Source organism: Bacillus sp. FJAT-44742 (assembly GCF_002797315.1).
Lineage (GTDB): Bacteria > Bacillota > Bacilli > Bacillales > Marinococcaceae > Thalassorhabdus > Thalassorhabdus alkalitolerans.
Genome location: NZ_KZ454936.1, coordinates 2,396,901 through 2,420,639 on the forward strand (window position 1 = coordinate 2,396,901; position 23,739 = coordinate 2,420,639).

Annotated in this window: 24 protein-coding genes and 1 riboswitch; of the genes, 7 read left to right on the top strand and 17 right to left on the bottom strand. The window is 41.3% G+C overall.

Going from position 1 to position 23,739, the window contains the following annotated elements; genetic code table 11:
- Positions 1-36 precede the first annotated feature (36 nt).
- The 7 genes from mgtE to CEF17_RS11970 all read right to left on the bottom strand — a co-directional run bounded on the left by mgtE (position 37) and on the right by CEF17_RS11970 (position 8,165).
- Positions 37-1,401 carry a magnesium transporter gene (mgtE, locus tag CEF17_RS11935; RefSeq protein ID WP_100399725.1) on the bottom strand — a complete coding sequence of 455 codons (1,365 nt, stop codon included), beginning with the start codon at positions 1,399-1,401 and terminating at the stop codon, positions 37-39.
- Positions 1,402-1,673: 272 nt separating this feature from the next.
- Positions 1,674-1,837: riboswitch (M-box (ykoK) riboswitch) on the bottom strand.
- Positions 1,838-1,949: 112 nt separating this feature from the next.
- A complete protein-coding gene (aldA, locus tag CEF17_RS11945; RefSeq protein ID WP_100400894.1) occupies positions 1,950-3,374 on the bottom strand; it encodes an aldehyde dehydrogenase in 1,425 nt (474 codons plus the stop codon).
- Positions 3,375-3,466: 92 nt separating this feature from the next.
- The gene (locus CEF17_RS11950) at positions 3,467-4,996 is read right to left on the bottom strand and encodes a BCCT family transporter (RefSeq protein WP_332835297.1); all 1,530 of its coding nucleotides are present in this window, start codon (positions 4,994-4,996) and stop codon (positions 3,467-3,469) included.
- 114 nt (positions 4,997-5,110) lie between these two features.
- Entirely contained in the window at positions 5,111-5,842 is a 732-nt protein-coding gene (locus CEF17_RS11955) for a hypothetical protein (protein WP_100399727.1), read from the bottom strand.
- 121 nt (positions 5,843-5,963) lie between these two features.
- On the bottom strand, positions 5,964-6,749 hold the full coding sequence (locus CEF17_RS11960) for a P-II family nitrogen regulator (RefSeq protein ID WP_332835298.1): 786 nt from the start codon (positions 6,747-6,749) through the stop codon (positions 5,964-5,966).
- Positions 6,727-7,476 carry a DUF1538 domain-containing protein gene (locus tag CEF17_RS11965; protein ID WP_100399729.1) on the bottom strand — a complete coding sequence of 250 codons (750 nt, stop codon included), beginning with the start codon at positions 7,474-7,476 and terminating at the stop codon, positions 6,727-6,729. Before CEF17_RS11965 ends, CEF17_RS11960 begins: the two co-directional genes overlap by 23 nt.
- The gene (locus tag CEF17_RS11970) at positions 7,473-8,165 is read right to left on the bottom strand and encodes a DUF1538 domain-containing protein (protein ID WP_100399730.1); all 693 of its coding nucleotides are present in this window, start codon (positions 8,163-8,165) and stop codon (positions 7,473-7,475) included. The genes CEF17_RS11965 and CEF17_RS11970 overlap by 4 nt, the downstream gene beginning before the upstream one ends.
- 163 nt (positions 8,166-8,328) lie before the next feature.
- On the opposite strand from CEF17_RS11970, the gene CEF17_RS11975 reads away from it, so the two are divergent.
- The 3 genes from CEF17_RS11975 to CEF17_RS11985 all read left to right on the top strand — a co-directional run bounded on the left by CEF17_RS11975 (position 8,329) and on the right by CEF17_RS11985 (position 10,993).
- Entirely contained in the window at positions 8,329-9,003 is a 675-nt protein-coding gene (locus CEF17_RS11975) for a DUF4328 domain-containing protein (protein ID WP_100399731.1), read from the top strand.
- A gap of 162 nt (positions 9,004-9,165) precedes the next feature.
- Complete coding sequence (locus CEF17_RS11980; protein WP_100399732.1) at positions 9,166-10,131, top strand: LCP family glycopolymer transferase; 966 nt, start codon at positions 9,166-9,168, stop codon at positions 10,129-10,131.
- Between the two features lie 103 nt (positions 10,132-10,234).
- The gene (locus CEF17_RS11985) at positions 10,235-10,993 is read left to right on the top strand and encodes a (S)-benzoin forming benzil reductase (RefSeq protein ID WP_157843027.1); all 759 of its coding nucleotides are present in this window, start codon (positions 10,235-10,237) and stop codon (positions 10,991-10,993) included.
- A 131-nt stretch (positions 10,994-11,124) separates the two neighbouring features.
- On the opposite strand, the gene CEF17_RS11990 is transcribed toward CEF17_RS11985, so the two are convergent.
- From CEF17_RS11990 to CEF17_RS12010, 5 genes are all read right to left on the bottom strand, one after another.
- Complete coding sequence (locus CEF17_RS11990) at positions 11,125-11,439, bottom strand: thioredoxin family protein (protein WP_198508963.1); 315 nt, start codon at positions 11,437-11,439, stop codon at positions 11,125-11,127.
- Positions 11,440-11,455: 16 nt separating this feature from the next.
- Positions 11,456-12,052, bottom strand: a complete 597-nt coding sequence (locus CEF17_RS11995) for a CPBP family intramembrane glutamic endopeptidase (RefSeq protein ID WP_100399734.1) — start codon at positions 12,050-12,052, stop codon at positions 11,456-11,458.
- 94 nt (positions 12,053-12,146) lie between these two features.
- Positions 12,147-12,680, bottom strand: coding sequence for a thiol-disulfide oxidoreductase ResA (gene resA, locus CEF17_RS12000; RefSeq protein ID WP_100399735.1), 534 nt, complete (start codon positions 12,678-12,680; stop codon positions 12,147-12,149).
- A gap of 172 nt (positions 12,681-12,852) precedes the next feature.
- On the bottom strand, positions 12,853-15,327 hold the full coding sequence (locus CEF17_RS12005) for a heavy metal translocating P-type ATPase (RefSeq protein ID WP_100399736.1): 2,475 nt from the start codon (positions 15,325-15,327) through the stop codon (positions 12,853-12,855).
- 171 nt (positions 15,328-15,498) lie between these two features.
- Positions 15,499-16,143 (bottom strand): SDR family oxidoreductase, encoded by a 645-nt coding sequence (locus CEF17_RS12010; RefSeq protein ID WP_100399737.1) that lies wholly within the window; start codon positions 16,141-16,143, stop codon positions 15,499-15,501.
- A 136-nt stretch (positions 16,144-16,279) separates the two neighbouring features.
- On the opposite strand from CEF17_RS12010, the gene CEF17_RS12015 reads away from it, so the two are divergent.
- From CEF17_RS12015 to CEF17_RS12025, 3 genes are all read left to right on the top strand, one after another.
- Positions 16,280-16,495: a DUF1659 domain-containing protein gene (locus CEF17_RS12015; protein ID WP_100399738.1), complete on the top strand. Its 216-nt coding sequence runs from the start codon at positions 16,280-16,282 to the stop codon at positions 16,493-16,495.
- Between the two features lie 28 nt (positions 16,496-16,523).
- Positions 16,524-16,742 carry a DUF2922 domain-containing protein gene (locus CEF17_RS12020; protein WP_100399739.1) on the top strand — a complete coding sequence of 73 codons (219 nt, stop codon included), beginning with the start codon at positions 16,524-16,526 and terminating at the stop codon, positions 16,740-16,742.
- Positions 16,743-16,822: 80 nt separating this feature from the next.
- Positions 16,823-17,008: a YvrJ family protein gene (locus tag CEF17_RS12025; RefSeq protein WP_100399740.1), complete on the top strand. Its 186-nt coding sequence runs from the start codon at positions 16,823-16,825 to the stop codon at positions 17,006-17,008.
- Positions 17,009-17,066: 58 nt separating this feature from the next.
- On the opposite strand, the gene CEF17_RS12030 is transcribed toward CEF17_RS12025, so the two are convergent.
- From CEF17_RS12030 to CEF17_RS12050, 5 genes are all read right to left on the bottom strand, one after another.
- The gene (locus CEF17_RS12030; protein ID WP_100399741.1) at positions 17,067-18,245 is read right to left on the bottom strand and encodes an FtsW/RodA/SpoVE family cell cycle protein; all 1,179 of its coding nucleotides are present in this window, start codon (positions 18,243-18,245) and stop codon (positions 17,067-17,069) included.
- A 147-nt stretch (positions 18,246-18,392) separates the two neighbouring features.
- On the bottom strand, positions 18,393-18,551 hold the full coding sequence (locus tag CEF17_RS12035) for a DUF1540 domain-containing protein (RefSeq protein WP_100399742.1): 159 nt from the start codon (positions 18,549-18,551) through the stop codon (positions 18,393-18,395).
- Between the two features lie 109 nt (positions 18,552-18,660).
- Positions 18,661-20,229 carry a cell wall-binding repeat-containing protein gene (locus tag CEF17_RS12040; RefSeq protein ID WP_198508964.1) on the bottom strand — a complete coding sequence of 523 codons (1,569 nt, stop codon included), beginning with the start codon at positions 20,227-20,229 and terminating at the stop codon, positions 18,661-18,663.
- A gap of 179 nt (positions 20,230-20,408) precedes the next feature.
- Positions 20,409-21,194 (bottom strand): FixH family protein, encoded by a 786-nt coding sequence (locus CEF17_RS12045; protein WP_100399743.1) that lies wholly within the window; start codon positions 21,192-21,194, stop codon positions 20,409-20,411.
- Positions 21,195-21,395: 201 nt separating this feature from the next.
- Positions 21,396-22,211, bottom strand: coding sequence for a polysaccharide deacetylase family protein (locus tag CEF17_RS12050; RefSeq protein WP_100399744.1), 816 nt, complete (start codon positions 22,209-22,211; stop codon positions 21,396-21,398).
- 294 nt (positions 22,212-22,505) lie between these two features.
- Here CEF17_RS12050 and CEF17_RS12055 point away from each other — a divergent pair, with 294 nt between their 5' ends.
- Positions 22,506-23,717 (top strand): DUF418 domain-containing protein, encoded by a 1,212-nt coding sequence (locus tag CEF17_RS12055; protein WP_198508965.1) that lies wholly within the window; start codon positions 22,506-22,508, stop codon positions 23,715-23,717.
- Positions 23,718-23,739: the final 22 nt, after the last annotated feature.

Below are 23,739 nucleotides of genomic sequence, written 5' to 3' on the forward strand. Positions count from 1 at the left end.
TCCGGCTTCCGCATTTTCCGATTCACGCCCATGTTTTTATAAATACTGAAGAAGAGAAGTTGCTATGCTAAAGTAAATCAGCAGTCCAAGAATATCATTTACTGTGGTAATGAACGGGCCAGAAGCGATAGCAGGATCAAGCTTTAATTTATTAATAATCAGTGGAACCGTTGCACCTATAACTGTAGATATGGTTAAAGAAAGGAAAATAGAAGTTCCAACTATAAAGGCTAATAAGATGTTGCCATCATATAAAATAGGGATCAAGCCCATGAGTACTATCGCACATGCTAAACCAATCATCATCCCAGTGCCAAGCTCTCTTCGAAGGATTTTAAAAAGACCCTTCTTCTCTAAAGAACCTGTTGCAAGACCACGGACCACAACGGCTAGTGATTGAGTTCCCGTATTACCAGCTGAATCCATAATTAACGGGATAAAAGCCGATAGAATAACAATTGCCTCCAATGTTTCCTCAAACTGGCCAATCACTCCAGCAGTTATCATACCAAAAAACATCAGCAGAATAATCCAGGGTGACCTCTTTTTAGCTGCTTCGAAAGCTGTAACATTTACGTCTGTTGCCCCTCTTGAAGCAGAGAATTCCCCAAGATCTTCGGTAGCTTCTTCTTCAATAACATCAATAACATCATCAACAGTTACAATTCCTACAAGTTCATTTGTACTTGTTACCACTGGTGCCGCCAGGAAATCATATTTCTGGATGAGGTTGGCCACTTCTTCCTGGTCAGTGTTCTCATGCACCGAGACCACTCGCGTACTGATGATATTTATAATCGGTTCATCCGTTGCTGCAATAATCAGATCACGAAGAGACACAACACCAGCCAGTTTATTGTACTCGTCAGTTACATACAAGTAGTAAACCGTTTCTGCCTCTGGGCCTTCTCTACGTAATAGTTCGATCACATCTGCCACCGTATCAGCAGCCTTAATAGAGATAAACTCTTTGGTCATTATTGCCCCGGCTGTACCTTCCTCATAAGCCATAAGCTCTTTAACATCCTGGGCATCCTCTTTATCCATTGCTTTTAAAATAGCAGATACTTTCTCCTCCTGCAGTTCACCGAGGAAATCTGCTACATCATCTGCGTACATGTTGTTAAACATCTCTGCAGCGTACTCTTTATCCAGCTCCAGAGCGATCTCTTTTTGATCCTCTACTTCCAGTCCTTCAAAGATAGCTGCAAATTCTTCCGGGCTTAGATATTCATAGACACGAGCTCTTTTTTCTTCATCCAGGCGGCTGAAAAGATCCACCTGGTCAGCTGGATGGAGCTCTAAAAAAGCATTTCTAAATTGCTCAATTGCTTTGTTTTCCAAAATATCGAGTATATTATTCATATACTCTTCTCTAGTATGATCATTTAACTTAACCATTGCTCTCCCTCCTTCTTAAAAGAGGATAGAGTCCCTGATTCATTAATTTACTTTGTTTTTGAAAGTATACAAAATGAGGGAATCGATCCTCGCACTGACTTAAAAGCTTTATATACTGCACTGCACCTAAAACTGGAATCCGGACTGCTGTCCATAAAATTCCCTCACCTCCTAAAATTTTTTCTAAAACGACTTCTTTGCTGAAAAAGAAAAAGCGCCCTCCACAAATGGAGAGCGCTTATTAAATCAGCACAAAAATGCTCAAAACAGAACATGCTACCCATTCGTAGAGCTTTAGCACTGTACGGCATAGGGCTATGCCAGCTGCATTAAAAACCACCTTATATCGATGGTTCCTGTTGACCCATTGGCGTCTTTGGACATTTTTGGGCAGCAGCGTCTCTCCGTACAGGAGCCTCACCTAACGAGAAATATTACGTTTTTCCAACACAAACATGAATATACGCTGATTTCAGAAACCTGTCAATGCATTTTCTGTAATTTGCAAAGATTCTCTTTCGCTAGATGTCTTTTTCTTGATCATTTTCTTAACGTTCGTATTCCATATACGCTACAGTAGTAATAAGAAATTCTTCTAATCCACGCTTTCCATCAGCACCGCCTATTCCTGATTTTCTCCAGCCAGCATGAAATCCTTGCAACGCTTCAAAATTCTCACGATTTACAAAAACTTCACCAAATTCCAATTCATTAACACCCTGCATAACTTCATGATAATTTTCTGTAAAGATAGAAGATGAAAGGCCGTATTCTGAATCATTTGCCATGACGATGGCTTCTGAAAAAGAGTGATACGTCGTAATAGGGAGAACCGGACCAAAAATTTCTTCCTGCATGATATCCATCTCTTGACCTACATTGGTTAATATCGTTGGTTCAAAGAAATAACCCTTTTCTGTATCTGCTCTCTGTCCGCCTGCCAGTACTTTTGCACCAGCTGCTTTTGCTTTTTCCACCGCTTCCGAAACAGAATCCAGCTGATTCTTACTTACAAGCGGCCCCATTTCTATGTCTTCCTTAACCAGGGGATTCCCGTAACGTATTTCCTTTGCTTTTGTTACAATTTTATCTATAAATTCATCTGCTACTTCTTCCTGCACATAAACCCGCTCAGCATTCGTGCACACTTGTCCAGAGTTAATAATGCGTGATTCAATTATTTTTTCTGCAGCAAGATCCAGGTCAGCATGCTTACTGACGATAGCTGGAGCTTTTCCCCCAAGCTCGAGATTTACTTTTGTTACGTTTCGCGCGGCAGCCTCCATTACTTTTGAACCAGCTGGAGTACTGCCTGTTAAAGAAATCATGCTTACTTTCTTGTGTGAAGCCAGAGGAGTGCCAACAGAGGAACCGGTTCCAGTAACTAATTGAAAGATCCCTGGAGGCAGCTCTGATTCATGAATAATCTCTGAAAATGTAACAGCGGTTAACGGGGTTTGCTGACTCGGCTTAATGATAATGGAACACCCGGTTATCAAGGCAGGAGCAACCTTTCTTGCCAATACAAACATCGGAAAATTCCACGGTACAACTCCTGCAACCACACCAATTGGTTTCTTTAACAAAATAATATTTTCATTTTGGCGGTCACTGTTAATGACATCACCTTCGTATCGTCTAGCCCATCCGGCCATATACCGGAAATATTCAATTGTAATATCCATTTCATCGCGGGCAAGTGGCAGTGTTTTTCCTTGTTCCTTAGTGAGGAGCTGAGCAAACTCCTCTTTTCTTTCTTCAAGCCTGTCAGCAATAAAAAGTAAGTACTTCCCCCTTTCTATTGCCGGGCGTTTTCCCCACTCTCTTTGTGCCCGAGATGCCGCCTTTACAGCTTCTTCCACGTCATCTTCGTTTCCGTTAGGAACCCTTCCCAAAATTTCTTCAGTGGCCGGATTTTCTACATCAATATATTCATGGGTTTCACTTTCTACAAAGTTACCATTAATGTACATTTTTTCCACTTCTCGTCCCTCCAAGGAAAGCAATCTGTAGTGTTATTTCCCCAGGACTAGGAAAAGAAAACGGGGAACAAACAGAGAAGTTCTTATTCTTCTTCCTTTTTCACACCAATAGGCTCTTGTTGATAGCCCTCTTTCAAAGATCGATGGATAGCGAAAACCATTCCTAACAAAATCACAGTAAAGGGCAGAGCGATGGTAATGGCAATTGCTTGTAATCCTTCAATGCCTCCGCTTAGCAGTAAGGCTGCAGCGATCGCTGAAATCAATAATCCCCACACGACAAGAATTGTGTTTGCCGGCTCCAGATTTCCGCGTGAAGAAAATACACCAAGTACATAGGTTGCTGAATTTGCAGATGTAATAAAAAAGATTGTAATTAAAATCAATGCAGCTACACTTAATATAAAACCTAGAGGCAATGTTTCCAGGACAATAAACAATCCTGCTTCCGGCTCCTCACTGATCAGCTGAGATAAACCAGCACCCGTAGTTACGTCAAGGTGAAGTCCTGAGCCTCCAAAAGCTACAAACCACAGAGCAGAGACAGCTGTAGGTACAAATAATACCCCGAATATGAATTCCTGTACTGTCCTTCCTTTTGACACTCTTGCTATAAACGTACCAACAAAAGGACTCCAGGAAATAAGCCAAGCCCAATAGAAAAAAGTCCATTCGCCTACCCACTCATTGTCTGTGTAAGGAGTGGTAAAAAAGGACAAAGAAACAAAATTACTTATATACGAACCGACCGTCATTGTAAAATGTTCCATAATAAATAGAGTGGGACCAACAATAATTACGGTCACCATTAAAATGCCGGCAAGGGTGAGGTTTCCTATACTCAGGTATTTCATTCCTTTATTGATGCCGGTAAGTACAGATGTTAAAAACACAACGGTAATGATGGCAATAATACTCATTTGCAGAAAGTTGTCATTATCCAGCCCTATAACCTGGGACAGACCTCCTCCCACCTGCATTGTACTCAGTCCAAGAGAGGTAGCAATCCCTATCACTGTACTTACTACAGCAATAATGTCTATCCATTTTCCAATAGGTCCTTTTACTTTCTCCCCAAGAATAGGATAGAAGGCTGAACTTATTAAGCCAGGGAGGTTCTTTCTAAACTTTGCAATAGCCAGTGCCAGTGCCACTGTTGCGTAAATAGACCATGGGTGAATCCCCCAATGAAACACACCATAAAGAAGGCCCGTCTCGGCAGCATGCTGTGTCCCCGGTTCAACTCCTTCAGGAGGATTTACAAAATGAGACATTGGTTCAGCCACACCCCAAAACACAAGACCCACACCCATACCAGCTGCAAATAACATTCCGATCCATGTATAGTAAGAATACTCAGGCTCATCGTCTTTTTTCCCAAGCTTAACGTAACGGTAGGGGCCAAGCCCTAGATAAAAACAGAAAAAAACGAGTAGAGCGGTTGCCATTACGTAAAACCAACCGAATGTATCTATCACTACTTCCAAAGCGGAAGCCATATTCATCTCCATATGCTCAGGCCAAATAAATCCCCACAAGGTGATAAGAGTCACAACTGCAGCTGAAACAATGAAAACCATGCCTGTTAAATTTCCATCTGACTTTTTGCCCACCTTACGCTTCCTCCTTTTCAAGTGTTCTCTTTTTTATCTAACCTTCAATCCGTCCAGACAAACATTATAAAAAAGCTTCTCGTTACGAGAAGCTTCCTCCAATAAAACAGTCATCTACCATTCAAAGAAAAATTTAATCCCCATAACAAACAATGTGTACGACATGGCCCCAAGTGCAAACGTTGGAAAATGAGCGTTTCTTTCCGATGGAAGCTCATTCTTGAGGACGTTTAATATAATTGCCCCAGATACAAAAGCAAAGATGATAGAAAGAACAAAAGAAGAAAGAGTTACCATCATACCCATGATCCATCCTGCTATAATGCCTCCAGCCAGAACAAAACGCCCTGTCCGATTATAACGCTCCTTATCTTCTCGCCATAAATCATGTGCGATGGCCATAAAATGAAGCCCAATCGCTGTAGAATAGAAGACAGCTTGAATGCCTTCCACCTCAGTGGCAATAACGATGTAGGCGATCATAAAATTATAGATAGAAAAGAATATGATCTGCACCCAGAAAAAGGAGCCTGATTTCCCTTTTTCACCCTGCTTCTCATTACGGGCATCCACAGCTTTTTGCATGCCGTAAAACATTAAAAGGCCCAATAAACCAAAGAAATAGAGCTCCGACTCCATGACAAATTCTTCAGTGGTCTGGGCGCCAAAATCCTGCTGTTCCTCGTGCAAAGCAGGCAGAATATAAACAAATACATAGGCGCAAGCAACTCCGCCGGAAAACGAAAGCCACTTTAACTGCCTGACCCTGGCAACTGGTAATATATTATTTGCTAAAAGGTGAATCGTGATAAACACCAGTCCTGTTATAATCGCATCAATAGCCATGGCTGCTTCCCCCTGAAAACATGTCTGCCAAAAGGCTTGCTCTTTTCTTCTTCCTGTGAAGAGAAAACCTTAAACCTTATTTCTATCTCAGCCAGAGGATGGAATTATTTAGGATGGAATATTATTTGGGGTTTTTCTTTGTTTTAATCTTCTTATCTGATTTAAATTTTTCATTAACCATCTTATTCAGAATATGATTAATACCTACGGTCTTGTCCACTCCCAAGACAAAGGCAATTCCCTTTCCCGGCTTGTCAAGTTCTGCTTTTTCTGTAATTGCTGCAAGAACCTGCTCAGTCTTGCTCCGGTCGATCAGTGTCAAGATGACTTCTTTTTCTGGTTCAATTGGGATCGAAAAGAGCTTTGCTTTTTCATGAATACCTGTTCCCCTGCCGTTTAAGATGGTCCCGCCTTCTGCACCTGCCTCCCAGGAAGCATCTACGACTTTTTCTGATTGCCCCTTATTAACAATACTGACAATCAGATCGTAATGAATAGAGCTTTCTAAATACTCTGTTCCAGTACTTTCATTCACTATCCTCTCTCCCTCACTTTCCTGATTCATTTGTACATCCTGAAGCTTGTCCATCAGATGTACAATACCTCCTATGCCCTTTGTTGGAAGAACAAAGCTAATTCCATATCCTGGACGATCCAGCTTTCCTGCAGGCACAATCCTGTTTAATGTTTCTTCTTCCTTTTTGTCTTCTATTAGGATAAGGACGACCTCTTTCTCAGGTTCATTAGTAATGCCCAGAATATTATTCTTTTCATGGATACCGGTTCCTCTTGCAAATAATATGGTCGCACCCTCAGCTCCCGCTTCCTTGGCAGCCTTTACCACTTTTCTTGCATAACCTTTTTTCAGAATCGAAACGACTAATTTATGCCTCAGATTTAATGTCATCTTCATTTTTCTTCTCCTCACGTCCATAAAGTAGGCCTAATGTTAAAACAGCTAAAATTGGAGCAAGGGCTACCATCGCAATCATACCAAATCCATCCAGCAAAGGATCTCTCCCTTCCACTGTCCCAGCGATTCCTACGGCCATCGCGAGAATAAAGGTTACCGTCATTGGACCAGTGGCCACCCCGCCAGAATCAAAAGCGACAGATGTAAAGGTCCTTGAGGAAAACCTCATCATAACCAGAGCAGCCAGGTATCCAGGAATAATAAAATACCACAAGGGTATTCCAACCAGAATTCTAACCATTGACAGGGCAATTGATATACCTACTCCAATTGACAAAGTAAACAATAACACTCTTTGGGAAATGTACCCGCCTGACACCTTTTCTACTTCGTGGTTTAGAATTCGTACGGCAGGCTCAGCAAAGGTAGCCACAAAACCCAGTACAAACCCGACTGGAATCAATATCCACCTGTTTGGCAGCTCGCCGAGAATTGCCCCCATGGCTTCCCCAGCCGGCAAAAAACCTATATGAACACCCTGAAGGAAAAAAGCAAGCCCAAAAAACGTTAAAATTATACCCACACCGATATTAAGAAGCCTCTTCAAAGGAAGTTTCAGATAAATAAGCTGAAATAAAGCAAAAAATACGACAAGGGGGATTAATGCAAAAAAGACTTCAACTAACACATGGGAAAATCCATAAAATAAATTCTCAATCATCCACCAAACACCCCTAATAGCAAAACAGCAATAATCGGCCCGATAGATGCAAGGGCAACAAGTCCAAAACCATCGCTGGAAGCCGATTTTCCCCGGAGAACCGAAGCAACCCCTATCCCTAAAGCTAAAATAAATGGCACAGTCATTGGGCCGGTGGTAACTCCGCCAGCGTCAAAAGAAATCGGAACAAAATGAGCTGGCGTGAAAGCAGCTAGTAAAAAGACAAGGCCATATCCTGCTGCAAGGAGATAAGTAATTTTTATATTTAATATAATTCTGGCCATTGCCAAAGCGACAAAAACCCCTACTCCGGCTGCAACAGAATAAATAAGAAGGCTTCGAGAGACCTCTCCTCCGGATACCAAATCCACTTGTAAGGCCAGCACCCTAACATCAGGCTCTGCCAAGGTAACCACAAAGCCTAATAAAAAACCGAAAAAGATAATTAAACTGATCTTTTTTGTCTTAGGCAGTGCGGCCCCGATCATCTCTCCTACAGGAAGCAGTCCTACATGAACTCCCAGAAGAAATAAGATAAGACCAACACTTACCATCACCACCCCTGCCAAAAATTGAAAAAATATTTCAGCAGGCATCCATAAAAGGGAGAACTGAAGGATAATGACAACAAAAGTAATAGGAAGAACAGCTAACACTACTTCCATTACTGTGTTTTTAATATTTTGCACGTGTACCTCCTCAACTTTCTAGTATTATACTCTTCTTACTTCCCCGCACTCCCCTCCACTCCCTGCCTATTCTATTTTTTCTCTAACCTAACGGCCAAAAATATTGTAGTATGGTCTATGGCAGGAATTTTTCCTGCTATGAAAAAAATGCAAGGAGGACAATATGGAACAAGAAGCCCTACATAACAAACATTCAAAAGATCCTGGCCGAAGAGCAAAGGTTTCTGTTATTTTTATTGTTTTGACAATTTTATTTTCAATCATATCTATTGCAGCAAGTCTTATTGAAGCTGGTATTTTTAATGCGTACGATCCTGGCACAACGTTTGATCAGATTAGCAGCAGCGACATGGAAACACTCGGGATGATCAGTTTATTTATTCATCTGCCTAACACCCTCATATTTATGGTTTCAATCGTCTTTTACTTATTCTGGCTTTACCGGATGCATGAAAATGCCCGCATCATGGATCTTGAGGGAGTAGTTTATACACCTGGGTGGGGAGTTGCTTTTTATTTCATTCCACTCGTAAACCTGGTTCTCCCCCTCATATCTATGTTCCACCTTTATACCAGCCACCTGAAGCAAAAAAACAACAATTACCCAAATAAAGGACACACTTTGATTATTTTTGTCTGGTGGATCACGTTCATATCTTCTTACTTAGCATCAAATCCGGTAAATTTCTGGACAGAAGGAGAAACGATTGAATTCCTTCTGAACGACACCCAAAACTTTATTGTTTCAGAGGTTCTTTTCGTTCTATCAGGTATTTGTTTACTTATAGTGATCCGCAGATTAACCGCCCTGCAAAAGGAGCTTCTTGCGAAAAGATAAGTCTTGTTTTCTTCTATCCCTCTAATTAAGGATTTATCAAAAGTAAAAAAGGGGATAAGAGTACCATTGATCCTGCTTCTATCATACTTAGAAAAGGACTCTTGGCATGTGACAGTTATCACACAAATACTTAACATACGGTTTTCTTGAAAGGTAGATTACATGTGGAAAAAAATCACTCTTATATTTCTTTTATCAATCACACTGATATTTGGTGCAGCCGCAGGCTATGCTTTCTACCTTTATCAGCAAGCAGAACAAAGCATGGAACAGATGAATGAGAACTTTAGCGCAGAATCAGAACAACAGAGTACTCCCGAAGAAAGTGAATCTTTTTCCGTTGAACAGGAAGACGTGGAAAATGACCTTACGCAAGCTGACAGTGTAAGCTTCCTTTTAATTGGTATTGGAGACAGACCGGATGATCCAGGAAGAGCTGATGTGATTATGCCTGTTTCTGTGAATCAGGCTGATGAATCAGTTGTTATGTTGAATATTCCAAGAGACACACGAGTGGACATTCCTGGGAGGAATCAGCCGGATAAAATTAACCACACGTATGCCTACGAAGGAACTCCTCTAGTCGTTGAAACAACCGAAGAGTTTCTAGAACATGAGTTTGATTACGTGATCCAATCGAATATGAATGGATTTCGAGAACTTGTAGACGCCTTGGGAGGGATTGAAGTAGATAATCCCTTTGAATTCGATCAAGGTGATGAAATAGGAGAGAATACTTACCATTATCCTGAAGGAACTATTGAACTAGATGGGGAACGAGCACTCCACTATGTGCGCATGAGGAGAGAAGATCCGAGAGGAGACCTGGGGAGAAACGAAAGACAGCGTCAGGTTATCGAAGCATTAGCTGAACGGGCTTCTTCTTTTCAATCTATTGTCCAGGCGAATCAGCTGTTGGATATCCTCGGAAACAATGTCGAAACAAATATGACCTTTGATGAGATACAAAGTATTTACCAGCAATACCAAGGGGCAGAAAGTAATATGGAAACATTTGAGCTAAATGGTGAAAGCACAACAGAAAATGGAATCTATTACTATGACATTCCAGAGGAAGAAAGAAGAAGGGCTATTGAAGCATTTAAAGAACACCAGGAGCAGGAATAAAAGAAAGCTGTCAAACGAACAGCTTTCTTTTTTTGGAAAAAGGATGCCAAAATCTGCTACCATGGCAACAAACCACTCTACTATCTCAAAGGAGGAATCGAAAATGAAGCATATTATTATTACAGGAGCTTCAAAAGGGATTGGACAAGCTGTCGCTTCCCGTTTTTTAAAGCCTGGCCATCACTTATTTTTGATATCTAGAACAAAGAGTACGGCTATTATAGAAGAAGCCAAAGGAAAAGGAGCAGCGGTTGACTTCTTTTCTGCTGACCTTTCTGATACTAACCAGGCTGAGCAAGTAATGGAAGCTGTCTTTCAAGTTATTTCCCACGAAGAGTCAAATGAAATTATTTTAATAAATAACGCCGGCATGATTGATCCCGTCTCTCCGGCTGAAGATACAAAACCAGCAGACATAGCAAAAAACATTCAAGTAAACCTTACAGCACCAATGATACTCACCTCACAATTTATTAAGCATAGTAAGGAGTTTGAAGCCAACAAGAAAGTTGTAAATATCTCATCCGGCGCTGGAAAGCAGCCTATATATGGATGGACAGCGTATTGCAGCGCTAAGGCTGGTTTAGACCTTTACACGCAGACAGCCGCCCTCGAACAGGAAGAGCAAGGAAATAACCCTGTGCTAATCTATTCCTTCGCTCCAGGGATCGTGGACACTTCCATGCAGGAAGCGATTCGGGCGACAACAAAAGAAGAATTTAAGGAAGTAGAACAGTTTCGCGCCTACAAGGAAAAAGGCCAGCTGCTTCCTCCGGAGAAAGCAGCTGAAGCGCTGGAAAATCTCTTAAACGATCCTTCTCTAAAAAACGGAAGTCTTCTTGATATTACTCAATTTCTTTAAAACAAACAGTCTACCCGCCGATCTCAAAACAAACTGTACCTATCTGTTTGCTATGAAAAGAAGCTGTTATTTCCTTGGAAATAACAGCTTCTTTTCTGAATTTATAAATATTTTTTTACTATCCAGCCTCTTTACATGTTGCGAAGAACCCTTTTTATCTCTTCATAAGAAATGAACCGAGACCCACGCCAAACTTCTTTCCCTCCTTTAAAGATCAGAATAGTAGGAGCTGTAAAAACCAGAAATTCCCCAGATACAGAAGGCATTTTTTCCAAGGAAATTTTGTTTCCTTTTACTGAGGAATACGCCTTCATGAAACTGGTTAGCTGCTGCTCTACTGCTTCACAGACCGTACAACGTGGCGCCTTAATTAAAAGTAAAAGGGCTTCTTGCATGTTACCATCAAGGACCTTCTCAAGTTCTTCTGCTGATGTAATCTCTTCCAAACCTCTTCCCCCTTCCCTATCTGCCATTTTCTATAGGTAGCATTCTATATTTAATTAAATAAGAGATCACTCCGTTGTACACAGCATGAGCCATAATTGGAGCCCATAACGTTCCTGTCTGAATAAAAAGCCATCCAAGAAATAATCCCATCATCAGAACAATGGTATGCATAACCAAACTACCTTTGTATTGGGGAATATGCAAAGCCATAAAAATAAGAGAAGATATCAAAAGAGCCCATATTTCATTAAAGTGAATCCAAAGTAAGCCAAGAAGAACTCCTCGAAATAAAAACTCCTCAGAAACCCCTGCCCCCCAGGCGATGGTAGCTATGCCGAACCTTTTATTCATTAATTGCAGAATCAAGGTTGTTTGTTCATTTTTTGGAAAGGAAGCCCGGCTGAATTTATAGAAAAGCCAGGTAAGACCCGCAAAAATCCCTCCGCCGACTATCCCTGCGATAAGCTCAAAGAATATATTCTCCACACCAAAAAGGGACAGGAGATAAAACCATCTTTCTTCTCCCATACCAAAAATAAGGATCATAAAGCCAATAAAAATAAAGATAAAAAAGCCTGCCCATACTGCTTTAAACGTAATATCTCTTTCCATATTTGCGTCCCTGCCTATCTGCTAAGATCCGCTCCCTTTTGAAAATGCCACCCGGCTTCATTAAAAACCGGGTGGCACAGCTTGTTGTTATGTTTTATGTGGAAGGAGCTATTCTTTCCATATATTCGGCTACATGCTCTTCTGTCATTCCGCCAGTGATAACATCCACTACTTCCCCTTCTGCATCAATTAAAAAAGTAGAAGGCAAGGGGCCTACACCATAATGATCAAGAACAGCTTGCTCTTCATCCAGTAGAATAGGAAATGTTAAGGCATGCCGGCTGACAAAACGATCAATCACCAAGTCAGACTCCCCAACATTCACTGCTAAAATTTCAACTCCTTGATCTTCATATACCTCATATTGATTTTCCATATAAGGCATTTCGTCTTCACAAGGCGGACAAAATGTTCCCCAAAAGTTTAAGAACACACCCTGCCCTTCATAATCTGCAAGCTCTACCTGTTCCCCTTCCATATTGTAAAGGGAGAAATTCGGGGCAGCATCTCCTTCTTGAACAAGAGTTTGTTCTTCTTGTATAAAGTTTGTATAAAATACGTAGGCAAGTGTTACGGCCAATACCCCAAGCACAGAAGAGCGCATAATAAATCTACGCTTCTTTGACATACTCATCCCCCAATTTTTCTATCCAAGTTGATGGTTCCTATTTTCTCATGAATAGGACAGGCACTTCAATACATACACACTGTCTTCAGATAAATGTCACGTTTCTGAAATAATGGGTCCTACAAACATGCCTCACCAGAAAGCGAGGCACACCTTAAAGCCCTTTTTCGTCTTACCTGGAAGGCACTGCTTTGAATCTTCGAAGCCTCAAAGTGTTTAACAGCACAGATACAGAGCTGAAAGCCATGGCTGCACCAGCGAGCATCGGATTTAACAGGATTCCTGCAGTAGGGTACAATAAACCCGCAGCTACCGGAATCAAAAGAATATTATACCCAAAAGCCCACCCAAGGTTTTGCCAGATCATTCTCATCGTAGCTTTTGACAGCTTAATAGAAGTAGCCACTTTTTCAATATTTCCCTGCATCAACGTGATACTTGCAGTTTCCATTGCCACGTCTGTACCTGTTCCAATAGCTATACCGACATCGGCTTGTGCCAAAGCTGGAGCATCATTAATGCCGTCTCCAACCATTGCCACTTTTTTTCCTTCCCCTTGAAGGTTCTTTATCTCAGCTGCTTTATCTTCTGGAAGAACCTCCCCAATAAAACGTGTAATCCCTGCCTCTTTGGCAATGGCTTTAGCCGTTTTTTCATTATCGCCAGTAAGCATGACCACTTCTAAATTCATTTGGTGAAGAGAGCGGACGGCGTGTACTGCATTTTCTTTCAACGTATCAGCAACAGCCACCAGACCTGCAAACGTCCCGTTAACTGCAATGTACATAGGGGTTTTCCCTTGTTCAGCTAACTCAGTAGCTTGTTCACTATAGTCTGAAATATCTATGGTTCGTTCCTTCATCAGCTTCTCATTTCCAATTAATACCTTGTTTGAATTTAAATTTGCTTCAAGTCCGCGGCCAACCAGTGCCTGAAAATGATCAGGGTCTTGCAGGGAAAGATTTTTTTCCTTTGCTCCTTCTACAATCGCTTTTCCCAGCGGATGCTCTGACCCTTTCTCAACAGAGGCAGCCTGTATTAATAATGTATCTTCATCAAATCCTTTGGCCGGGAGAACATCTGTCAGCTTAGGCTTTCCTTCTGTAATGGTCCCTGTCTTATCCAGCACCACAACATCTACCTTATGGACACGTTCAAGGCTTTCCGCATCTTTAATCAAAATGCCATTGTCAGCCCCTTTTTCAGTGCCCACCATAATGGCTGTAGGAGTTGCAAGCCCCAAGGCACAAGGACAAGCAATAATCAAGACAGCAATAAAGGTTGTCAAGGCAAAAATAAATGTCGGCTCTGGCCCGGCAAAAAACCATATGACAAATGTGATAAAAGCAATGAGTACAACCGCAGGAACAAAATAGGCAGATACTACGTCAACAACTCTCTGTATCGGAGCCTTTGAGCCCTGTGCCTCATTTACCAACCTAATGATTTGTGAAAGGGCTGTTTCCTTGCCTATTTTCGTCGCTTTAAAAGTAAAGTGGCCCGTTTGATTAATTGTAGCACCAATAACTTCATCCCCTTCTCTTTTCTCTACAGGAAGGGATTCACCAGTTAACATGGATTCATCTATTGAAGAAGCACCCCGAGTCACACTTCCGTCAACAGGAACTCTTTCACCTGGCTGAACACTTATCAGATCACCAACCTGAACCTGCTCCACCGGCACCTCCATTTCTTCATTTCCTCTAACAATTCTGGCAGTCTTAGCTTGCATATTCATAAGCTTCCTGATGGCTGTAGATGTTTTACCCTTGGCTTTCGCCTCAAAATAACGCCCTAAAAGAATTAACGTGGTGATAACTGTTGTTACATCGTAATAAAGTTGATACGGAAATCCTGCAGCGGTCAGTGTACCTGGGAATAGGGTCATTGCCCCGCTGTACAGCCAGGCAGAAGTGGTTCCCATCGCTACTAATACATTCATATCCGCTGACCCATGCTTTAACACTTTATAGCTGTTGTGATAAAAACGCCACCCGGGGCCAAGCTGCACATATGTTGTTAAGATCAGCAATAAAAATGGGGAAGAGAGCCAGACCGGGACCCAGTTTCCCCACTCATGCATCATATGGGGAATACTTCCAATTAATACAATAGTGGTCACAACCGCACTCCACAAAAAGCTTTTTTTAAGGTGAGACGCCTCTTCTTCTTGAGAATCACCTTTCGCTTCTTTCTCTTGGACTTTTGTATTTAATAGTGATGCGGAAAACCCGGCTTTTTCTATGCTTTTTTCTATCTCACCGGCCGGGACTGCTCCTTTGTATGTTTCCACTTGTGCCTGCCCTGCAGCCAGGTTTACACTTACAGACTGAACTCCGTCTTTTTTTGATATCATTTTCTCTATTCGGTTCACACAGGAAGCACAGCTCATTCCTTCTATCTTAAAGTGAAGATTTTCTGTCTGTTTGTCTATGTTATCTGCTGGTTCCGCTTCAAAGCCTGCTTTCTCCACTGCTTTTTGTACTGCTTCCTGATTTATTTCTTCCTCTGCTGTTATCATAGCTTTAGAGGTCGCCAAATTAACATGTACTGATGAAACCCCTTCTACTCTCGAAACAACTTTCTCTACTCTATTTACACAGGAGGCACAAGTCATCCCCTTAATGTTGAATTCTTGTTTTTGCAACTACCTCTCCCCCTTTCTTCTCTATTTTAAAGAAAAAACATGGAATTGGGTTATTTTTTGCTTACCATCACTATTGTATTTTTTAAATATGAAGAATACATGGAGAATACCATTTTCTAATGCACGAAAAAAGTCCCGATCATTACAATCGGGACTCCATCTCATTGAACCTTATACATGCTGGATAGCTTCTTCTAACAGCGTTTCTCCATTAAGAATTTCAAACACTTTGTTGTGGGTGTTTTTCTTATCTACCGTTTCAAAAACGACATGGCCTACGTCCCCACGAGTGATTTCCCCGTTTCGATGTCCGATTTTCTCCTCTAATAAAAGCTGCCCGGTCGGTTCATTATTGGTAAGAGGCCCAGGTCTTACAATCGTATAGTCTAAACCGCTAGCTTTTAAATGATCATCTGCTAATTTTTTTGCTACCACGTAGTGACGCATTTTTTCCGGGGCTTCCTCCGGATCGTCTACATTAATTGCACTTATCATTACAAAACGATTGACTCCTTGCTTCTTCGCTTCATCAATTGTTTTAATCGCCCCCCATAAATCAATGAGCACCGTTTTATCAGCTCCTGTGTGGGGACCAGAACCGGCTGCAAAAATCACTGCATCTATCCCTTTAAATGCATGCGAAATATCTCCTTCCAAATCTGCTATCACTGTTTCTGCTGCACCAAGCTCTTTGAGCTCTGAAGCCTGTTCTTCTTTCCGGATCATCGCGACAGCTTCGTGTTTATCAGAATCCTTAAAGTGACGGAGACTGTGTCTGGCCACTTTTCCATTTGCTCCTACAATAAGAACATTCATTACTTCACACTCCTTTTTATATCAAGTGATACTTTCCCTCCTTTTCACTTTGCCAAACCACACAGTTATCTTTTACATTTCTTTTCCTCCTTCTCCAGTCATGGTTGCTATGTAGATAGTGAAAGGGGGTGAGAAAATGAACGAACTGACTCTTGACTCACGTCTAACCATCGTTTTTGAAACGGGTACTGACCTTGAAGGAAAGCCCACGTATATGAGCAAACATTTTAACAACATCAAAACAGACGTCTCCAACGAAGTTCTTATCAGTATTGTAGAGACCCTCGCACCACTGCAGGGATATACGGTTATCAGTTCTTACCGTGTAAATCAGTATGATCTGGCCCAATAATCTTTAACACCAGAAGGAGGATAACAAGATGACAAAACGCTTGGAATTACGTTTCGAAAACGAGCTGGGAAACATCGTAACGATCGCTCTCGATAACCCTCTAGATAATTTGACTGAAGAAACAGTCAGTGCTGCCATGGATGCCGTCATTGCAGGGAATGGATTCATATCAAATGGAGGTAATCTCGTGGCAAAACGAGACGCTCGCATTGTGAGTCGTTCGGTAGACACAATTTTAGCAAGCTAATATTATGGTTTTCTCTATGCCCCAAAACAATATTGTTTTGGGGTTGATTTTTACTCTGCAGGGAGAGGAAGGCACAGAATATGGAGACTTGGTTTACAGCAATAGGCGATTACAGCTTTGCCGTGGTCATTTCTTTTTATCTGCTGTACCGGATGGAAAAGAAACTTGACACCTTAATCAAAACTGTTGAAAATATGACCAGTAAGCTGTCCTTACATTCTCATCCAGCAATTGAACCACAGGAGAGTTCAAAAAAACTAGGTTAAAAAAAGCCCTTTTTGGCAGCCGGTTAATTTAAAATCACCAGCGCCAATCAGGGCTTTTCTATTGCTTATTACTATCAAAGAAATATGTCTTTGAATGATATCTTACACTTAAAACAATTCCTATGGCGAACATGGTAGCCATAAGTGAGCTTCCTCCGTAACTTAGTAAAGGCAGGGTGAAGCCTGTAACAGGAAGAAGGCCGAGATTCATGCCTACATTTTGGAACACTTGAAAAGCGAGCATCCCTATAATTCCAGCACATAGATAGGTCCCAAAGCTATTATGGCAGCGAAGAGCCGTCATCATAATCTGATACAAAAGGACAAAATACAACGTAATAACAAATGCTGCCCCAAGAAAGCCATGTTCTCCTCCGATAACTGCAAATATAAAATCCGTGTGAGCTTCAGGAATGTAAACATCTGCTTCGGGATTGCCGTAAAGCCTTCCTGATCCTATGGCTGTCATAGCCTGCATCGTATGATACCCTTCATCTGAAAACTCGGCAGGGTTTAACCATCCATAAAACCTTCTTACCTGATAATCAGAGATATTACTAAAAAAGTACTGTTCAACTAAGTGAGGAAAACGAAAAAATGCAGCGATAAAGCCGATGATCATTAATATCGGCCCGCCAATGATGACTGACACCAATTTATATGAAATTCCTGAAACAAGAATCAAGGAAACAAAGATAGCAGCCGTCATCATTACCATCCCCATATCAGGCTGGCGCTGGAGTAAAAACACCGGAGGAATAATAATGAGTATCATTTTGGCCAACAGCCAAAAATCAGCTTTCAGGCTATTTTCCGTTTTATTGAGGTTATGTTTGTAAATCACAGTGCTCAATGTAATGATGAGAAAAATTTTCACTAGTTCTGAGGGTTGGAAAGATCCTATAACAGGAACCCTGAACCACCTTACAGCCCCCGCAATCGTTGGTGCAATCGACTGAGGAGCAAGTTCTAATACAAGCAGCATTAGTAACCCAATCCCGTAAAGCACCCAGGAGATGTTGGCATAGTATTCAAAGTCAAAATGCAGCACAGCAATTGCCAAACCAAAAGCTACAAAATAAAAAATCAGCTGGCGAACAGCAAAATTTTCACTATACTGTGGCATTTGCTGAGCATAAAAAATATATAAGCAGCTGACCACTGCAAATAAGAAAAGAACAAAGAGCATATTGATATCGTACTGTTTTTCATTTGTTTCTGTATTTAATCCAGCCACCAGGCCATCACCTTAATTCTTCTAAAGTCTGATAAAAATAATACACCATTTTCCCCTTTACGTATAGAGGTAAGAAGTCTGTATCCTCCATCAATTATGGCTATATAAGCAAAAAAGGGATGCTGAAAAAGCATCCCTTTTAAGTGGTTAATGTTGTTCCGGTTGAAAGGTTTTACAATCTGTTTCGTGTTGGTCTTCAGCTATCTTTCCCGTGTGGCTTACTACATAAATTCGGTCTGCTGCACACTTATTACCTTCGTCCCAATACGTACAGTTGCTTACTTCACAAAGCACATCCACTGCCATGATGAAATCCCCCTTTCGTTACTTAACATGTCTTACACCAAGTTAATCAATGCTAGTAAAACAAAGGAAAGAAGGATTTTACTTGTCATTCATGATAAAGGGGGTGTCCTTACTCATCATTCTCTTCGTTGTCTATTTCGTCTTCATTGTTGTCCTCTTCCTCATCATTTTCATTCTCGTTTTCACTTTCATCTATTTCAGAGCCTTCATTTTCTGTGGTTTCTCCTTGTTCGCTTTCTGCATCCTCTTCTACAGTACCATTTTCATCTCCATTCTCATGTTCTTCAGCCTCTGTTCCGTGAGCTCCATGAGCATCTTCTTCATTCTCTGGGGCTATCTCCAGCTTTTCATCAATGATACCTTGCTGTTCGAAAGAAATTGTCTCAGTGTCTCCCATTACGTACGCATGACTATAAGGACCTTCCATTGGATTTTCTTCATACAATGGTTTCAATTCAGCTAAATATTCATATACCTCTTCGTTCAGTTCACCCTCTTCAAGCCAAACCATTGGAGCATGTTTACCTAGATGGCCAAAAGGAGCGGCTGCAATCGCTATGCTTGGTGTTTCCGTTGATACAAAAGAAACACTTTTACCTGGCTCATCAGCTCCCCATCCAAAGTCATTATCATCATCCCTGAATTGAGCAAAAGCAATGGAAAGCTCTGTCGGATCTTGTCCCTCAATGCGTTCTACTTCACCGGCTGCCTCTAAATCCTCCACAATCTCATCTGAAATCACATCTTCCGAGCCAAGGACGTACATTTTCACATCTTCTCTTCCTTCTATCGCTTCAGCGGTTTCTGAAGGAATTTCTCCTTCCTCTACATAGAGGAGCGGCCCATCCATATGGGAAATCCAATTTCCGGCTGTAATGGTTAGTTCTTTATGGTCTTCCTCCATAGAACCGATCAAAACAGTCTCACTGTATTCACCAGTGATTTCGGAAAAATGATCATCAACCTGCTTGGCCAAGGCTGCATGGTTTTCTTCATTAATTGACTCTACTTCATAATCGTTTAACTCCTCCTCAATGTTTTCACTTTCTTGACCAACAATAAGGACTTCTGTTCCATTTTCATTCCCCTGAGGATTAAGGCGTTCTATTTCGTCAAGAACATCATCTGACAGCTCACCATTTTCTGTAAGTAAGACCGGCCCGTTATTTGGGTGATGCACCAGGTGTAAGCTTGCTAAAGCTGCCTGCCACTCATCCTCTGGAGCAAGAATGACAGTTCCGGGCTGGTTTTCAGAATGTGTAGCAGGCCAAAGTGTTTGAGATGCCATGATTGAAAAAGAAACAGGGTCTTCTTCATTAAGGCGGGTTACATTTTTTGTATTGTCCGTCATTACATTCTCGGAAGCTTGCTCATTCATTTCCTCTGGCTCTTCAGCGAATTCTGAACGGTCTCCCTCTTCATTATTATCATCCGATTCAATATCTCCGTTTTCCTCTTCCTGGCTGTCATCACCTTCTTCATTATCAATGTCCTGATCATTATTAATATCTTCACTTTCATCTTCTCCGTTTATTTCCTCAACATCTTCTCCGCTGGTTTCTTCTCCTTCTGCTTCGTTTTCCAAATCCGAACCTGCTCCCTCATTACATGCCGTCGCAAAGATTAACACAGACCCCATGCTTAAGGTTCCAAACATACGCAAAGCTGTTTTTTTCATAAATATGTTCCCCTTTCTAAGTTGCTTATTCTCTCCCTTCCCGCTCAGATTAACTTTTAAAATAAAAATTAATCGATTTTTTATATAACTACCTAAATTCATTTTGTCTGTCCTTAAGTTTGGGGGGGTTCGACCAAAAAAAAGCCTGCCGAAAGGGCAGACTTTTTCACCGTGAAAAATTATTTAACTTCAACACTTTCTGATATGTGCTCATGAAGCTCCTCATTTTCAATATGAATGACGATATGATACTCTCCTTCTTCTTCAAATAAATGATCTGCATGATAGCTGCCCGGATCTATTTCATCTGCTTTCACCCAGCTATGAGCCTCGTCTCCATGCTGCCAAATTTCAAACTGTACTTCAGCTTCTGTTAATGTTTCATTTTCTTTTTCAATGTCTGCGATTAAAGATAATGATTCCCCGTCTTCTTCCCCTTCTTTTGCAGCAAAATCAACGGATAGGATATCAGAATCGTGCTCATGATGGTGGTCATGGTCATCTCCATCTTCGTGATCCCCATGGGCGGAGTGCTCCTCTTCAGCGTCTCCTGTCGAAATGGTTTGAGTCGGCATCCTATGCATACCTCTGGCTGTCACGTGCGGCTGTATAACAAACTCACCAACTTCTTCAATGGTATAAGGAGCAGTATATATACCATCATTTACGTCAGTAGCTTCCACCATATCACTTTCTTCTTTTTCGCCTTCTTTCCAAACTTCAAACACAACCTCATTTGCGTCGTTTACTTTTTCGTCCCCCTGGGTAACAAGCGCTTTAAGCTCAAATTCTTCTCCTGGCTCTTGAGATTTCTCGGTTAAAATTTCAACTTCAATTGCTTCCACTTGTTCCTCGCCGCTTGCAGGCTGTTCTGATTGCTCCTGTGCCTCTTCTTGATCTTGACCACATGCTGACAATACTCCAAACGCTATCAAGGCTGGCAGTGCTGTATGTAAAGCTTTCATTTTGTTTCCCTCCTATGACTAGGTTGTCATAGCCTATCATATCCAAACGAACATGGACATACAACCTTCCTCGAGTGTCGTTCACAATTTTTATTCATTTATTGATCAGAAGAGGATTACCATCGGCCATAACAGCTGTCTTCATTCACAAAAATGTCTGTCTGAGAACGGTCCTTAATCAGACAGACAAGGTGAAAAAATTTATTTGGCCCTTGGTATATTAAACATCTCAGGGATCGTAACAAATTCAATTCCTTGTGCTTGAAGCTCTGGAATAATCGTCCGTAAGGATTCAACTGTTCCTGTAAGATCCTGATCCCAATTCCCGCCGTCATGCATTAAAATGACGTCCCCGGGCTGTGTATTGGTCAAAACGTTTGCTGCTATTTCATCTCCGGAAAGTTGACGCCAATCTTGGGAATCGACTGTCCATCCGACTGCAACGTTTCCAAAGTCGGCAAGTCTTTCCACAATGTCCTCGTTAAGATTTCCATAAGGAGCACGAAATAACAGAGGGCGATAACCGACTGTTTCCTCTATGACTTGTTCTGCCTGGGGAAGTTCCCAATCTAATCGTCCTACTCCTTCTATTACAAGGTTAGGATGCCAGAAGGTATGGTTCCCAATAACATGGCCTTCATTTTCCATTCGTAAAATCGTTTCCGGGTAACGTTCGGCTCTAGCACCCAGGACAAAAAAAGTAGCTGGGACGTCAAACTTTTGCAAGATATCAAGTATTTCTGGTGTGAATCTTGGGTCCGGACCGTCATCAAAAGTCAAAGCAACCTGGCTCACATCGGGAGACCCTCTGTAGATCACCGTTTCAGGGTACTGCTGGTGTAAAATACCAATCTCCACCGGTGAAGGATCTCTTTCTGCATATTCAGGGCCCCCCTCTAATTGTGGAATATCCTCCGGATCATCAGGCTGTGGGGCCGCTGCCAATGAGGAGACGAATCCTAAAGAAAACAATAAACACACAAGGAAAACAGCTAATCGACATATCTTCCTAATCATTGCACCACCTCCATTTTACTTAGTTTGAGGTAGACGCATTCTTTTATACTTCTTTCTTCGTTGTCTATACTGGACAGTCATTTTTCTCCATAACAAAAGACCTCTCTGCTGATATGAAGAGAGTTGGAACACTTCCCCGGATCAAATCAAACAACTTCTATTTATAGCGCTAACCTCCTTTAACAAATCCTTTTTCAGATGGAATGATCAAGAGAGTCTTCTTTTTAGTTTTTTTACTGAGTAGAATCATGTACGATGACAAGGTAAGAATTTCTAAACAAGGGAGTGGAAATGATGAACCTGGAGGCTTCCAGAAGCAAAGAAAGAGTAGTGTCCATTGACGTCATCAGAGGTTTTGCCCTTCTTGGGATATTGCTTGCAAATATTTTGTTTTTCAAGTCACCTCTATTTCAAAAGCAGGGTGCTACTGTACCTGAACCCTTAGGGGAAGCACCTTTTCTTGAGCAGACAGGCCATTTTGTTATTGAATTTTTTGTAAATGGAAAATTTTATCCTATGTTTTCTCTTTTATTTGGCTTAGGCTTTTATTTCTTTTATTCCAGAATTGTTCAAAGGGGTTTAGACGGAAATTCCTTTTTTAAGCGAAGAATGACTTTTTTACTGATTCTTGGACTCATTCACCTGATCTTCATATGGTCTGGCGATATCTTACATACTTATGCTGTAGCAGGTTTTTTTCTCCTTCTGTTTATTGATAAAAATCCAAAGGTAATTCTTACATGGGGCATAGCACTATTAGGGGTTTCGTGGATAGTATTAAGTCTGCTTTTTTTCCTGTCGTCCATTGCTCTGACAATGAAAGGAAACGCCATGGGGGCTGACATACAAAATAACATTGCAGCTGCTTACCAAGTGTTTTCTGAAGGCACGTACGGGGAGATTCTCGCTTTTCGTATTCAGGAAGAAGTATTTTACGTTCTCCTTAACCTATTCTTAACCGTTCCGAATGTGTTAGGTATTTTTCTTATCGGTTTATATTTCGGAAAACAAGAGTGGTTTACTAAAGCAGAGGAGTATCAAAAGAAATGGAGAAACCTTTTCATTCATTCTTTCTGGAGCGGGATATTGCTTACATCTATTTATACCTTCTTATTGTTTGATCTCTTTCCTATCCCATATTCCTTAGCCGTAAGCTTGGCTGACGGCCTGAACATTATCGCCGGACCTTTGCTTATGCTCTGTTACGTCTCTTTCTTTGTTCTTCTTATTCAACGAATAAAGAGCCTCAAAGCGCTCGTGCCCTTGGCTGCTGTTGGGCGTATGGCATTGACAAACTATCTTATGCAGTCTGTTATTCTTGTTTTTATCTTTTACGGCTTTGGTTTTGGTCTGTTTGGTTCTGTGAACATCGTGGAAAGCATCTTAATAGCCATAGGAATTTATCTTTTACAAGTCGTGTTCAGCACTCTATGGCTTTCAAAAAGAAGCCAGGGACCAATGGAAGCATTATGGAGGAAATGGACCTATCATCAAAAGGAACAATAGCACGATAAAAGAATGACAAAAG

Coding starts and splice junctions, on each gene's coding strand:
- mgtE (WP_100399725.1), bottom strand. CDS start 1,401: ATGGTTAAGTTAAATGATCATACTAGAGAAGAGTATATGAATAATATA.
- aldA (WP_100400894.1), bottom strand. CDS start 3,374: ATGTACATTAATGGTAACTTTGTAGAAAGTGAAACCCATGAATATATT.
- CEF17_RS11955 (WP_100399727.1), bottom strand. CDS start 5,842: ATGGCTATTGATGCGATTATAACAGGACTGGTGTTTATCACGATTCAC.
- CEF17_RS11960 (WP_332835298.1), bottom strand. CDS start 6,749: ATGACATTAAATCTGAGGCATAAATTAGTCGTTTCGATTCTGAAAAAA.
- CEF17_RS11965 (WP_100399729.1), bottom strand. CDS start 7,476: ATGATTGAGAATTTATTTTATGGATTTTCCCATGTGTTAGTTGAAGTC.
- CEF17_RS11975 (WP_100399731.1), top strand. CDS start 8,329: ATGGAACAAGAAGCCCTACATAACAAACATTCAAAAGATCCTGGCCGA.
- CEF17_RS11980 (WP_100399732.1), top strand. CDS start 9,166: ATGTGGAAAAAAATCACTCTTATATTTCTTTTATCAATCACACTGATA.
- CEF17_RS11985 (WP_157843027.1), top strand. CDS start 10,235: ATGAAGCATATTATTATTACAGGAGCTTCAAAAGGGATTGGACAAGCT.
- CEF17_RS11995 (WP_100399734.1), bottom strand. CDS start 12,052: ATGGAAAGAGATATTACGTTTAAAGCAGTATGGGCAGGCTTTTTTATC.
- resA (WP_100399735.1), bottom strand. CDS start 12,680: ATGTCAAAGAAGCGTAGATTTATTATGCGCTCTTCTGTGCTTGGGGTA.
- CEF17_RS12010 (WP_100399737.1), bottom strand. CDS start 16,143: ATGAATGTTCTTATTGTAGGAGCAAATGGAAAAGTGGCCAGACACAGT.
- CEF17_RS12015 (WP_100399738.1), top strand. CDS start 16,280: ATGAACGAACTGACTCTTGACTCACGTCTAACCATCGTTTTTGAAACG.
- CEF17_RS12020 (WP_100399739.1), top strand. CDS start 16,524: ATGACAAAACGCTTGGAATTACGTTTCGAAAACGAGCTGGGAAACATC.
- CEF17_RS12025 (WP_100399740.1), top strand. CDS start 16,823: ATGGAGACTTGGTTTACAGCAATAGGCGATTACAGCTTTGCCGTGGTC.
- CEF17_RS12035 (WP_100399742.1), bottom strand. CDS start 18,551: ATGGCAGTGGATGTGCTTTGTGAAGTAAGCAACTGTACGTATTGGGAC.
- CEF17_RS12040 (WP_198508964.1), bottom strand. CDS start 20,229: ATGAAAAAAACAGCTTTGCGTATGTTTGGAACCTTAAGCATGGGGTCT.
- CEF17_RS12045 (WP_100399743.1), bottom strand. CDS start 21,194: ATGAAAGCTTTACATACAGCACTGCCAGCCTTGATAGCGTTTGGAGTA.
- CEF17_RS12050 (WP_100399744.1), bottom strand. CDS start 22,211: ATGATTAGGAAGATATGTCGATTAGCTGTTTTCCTTGTGTGTTTATTG.
- CEF17_RS12055 (WP_198508965.1), top strand. CDS start 22,506: ATGAACCTGGAGGCTTCCAGAAGCAAAGAAAGAGTAGTGTCCATTGAC.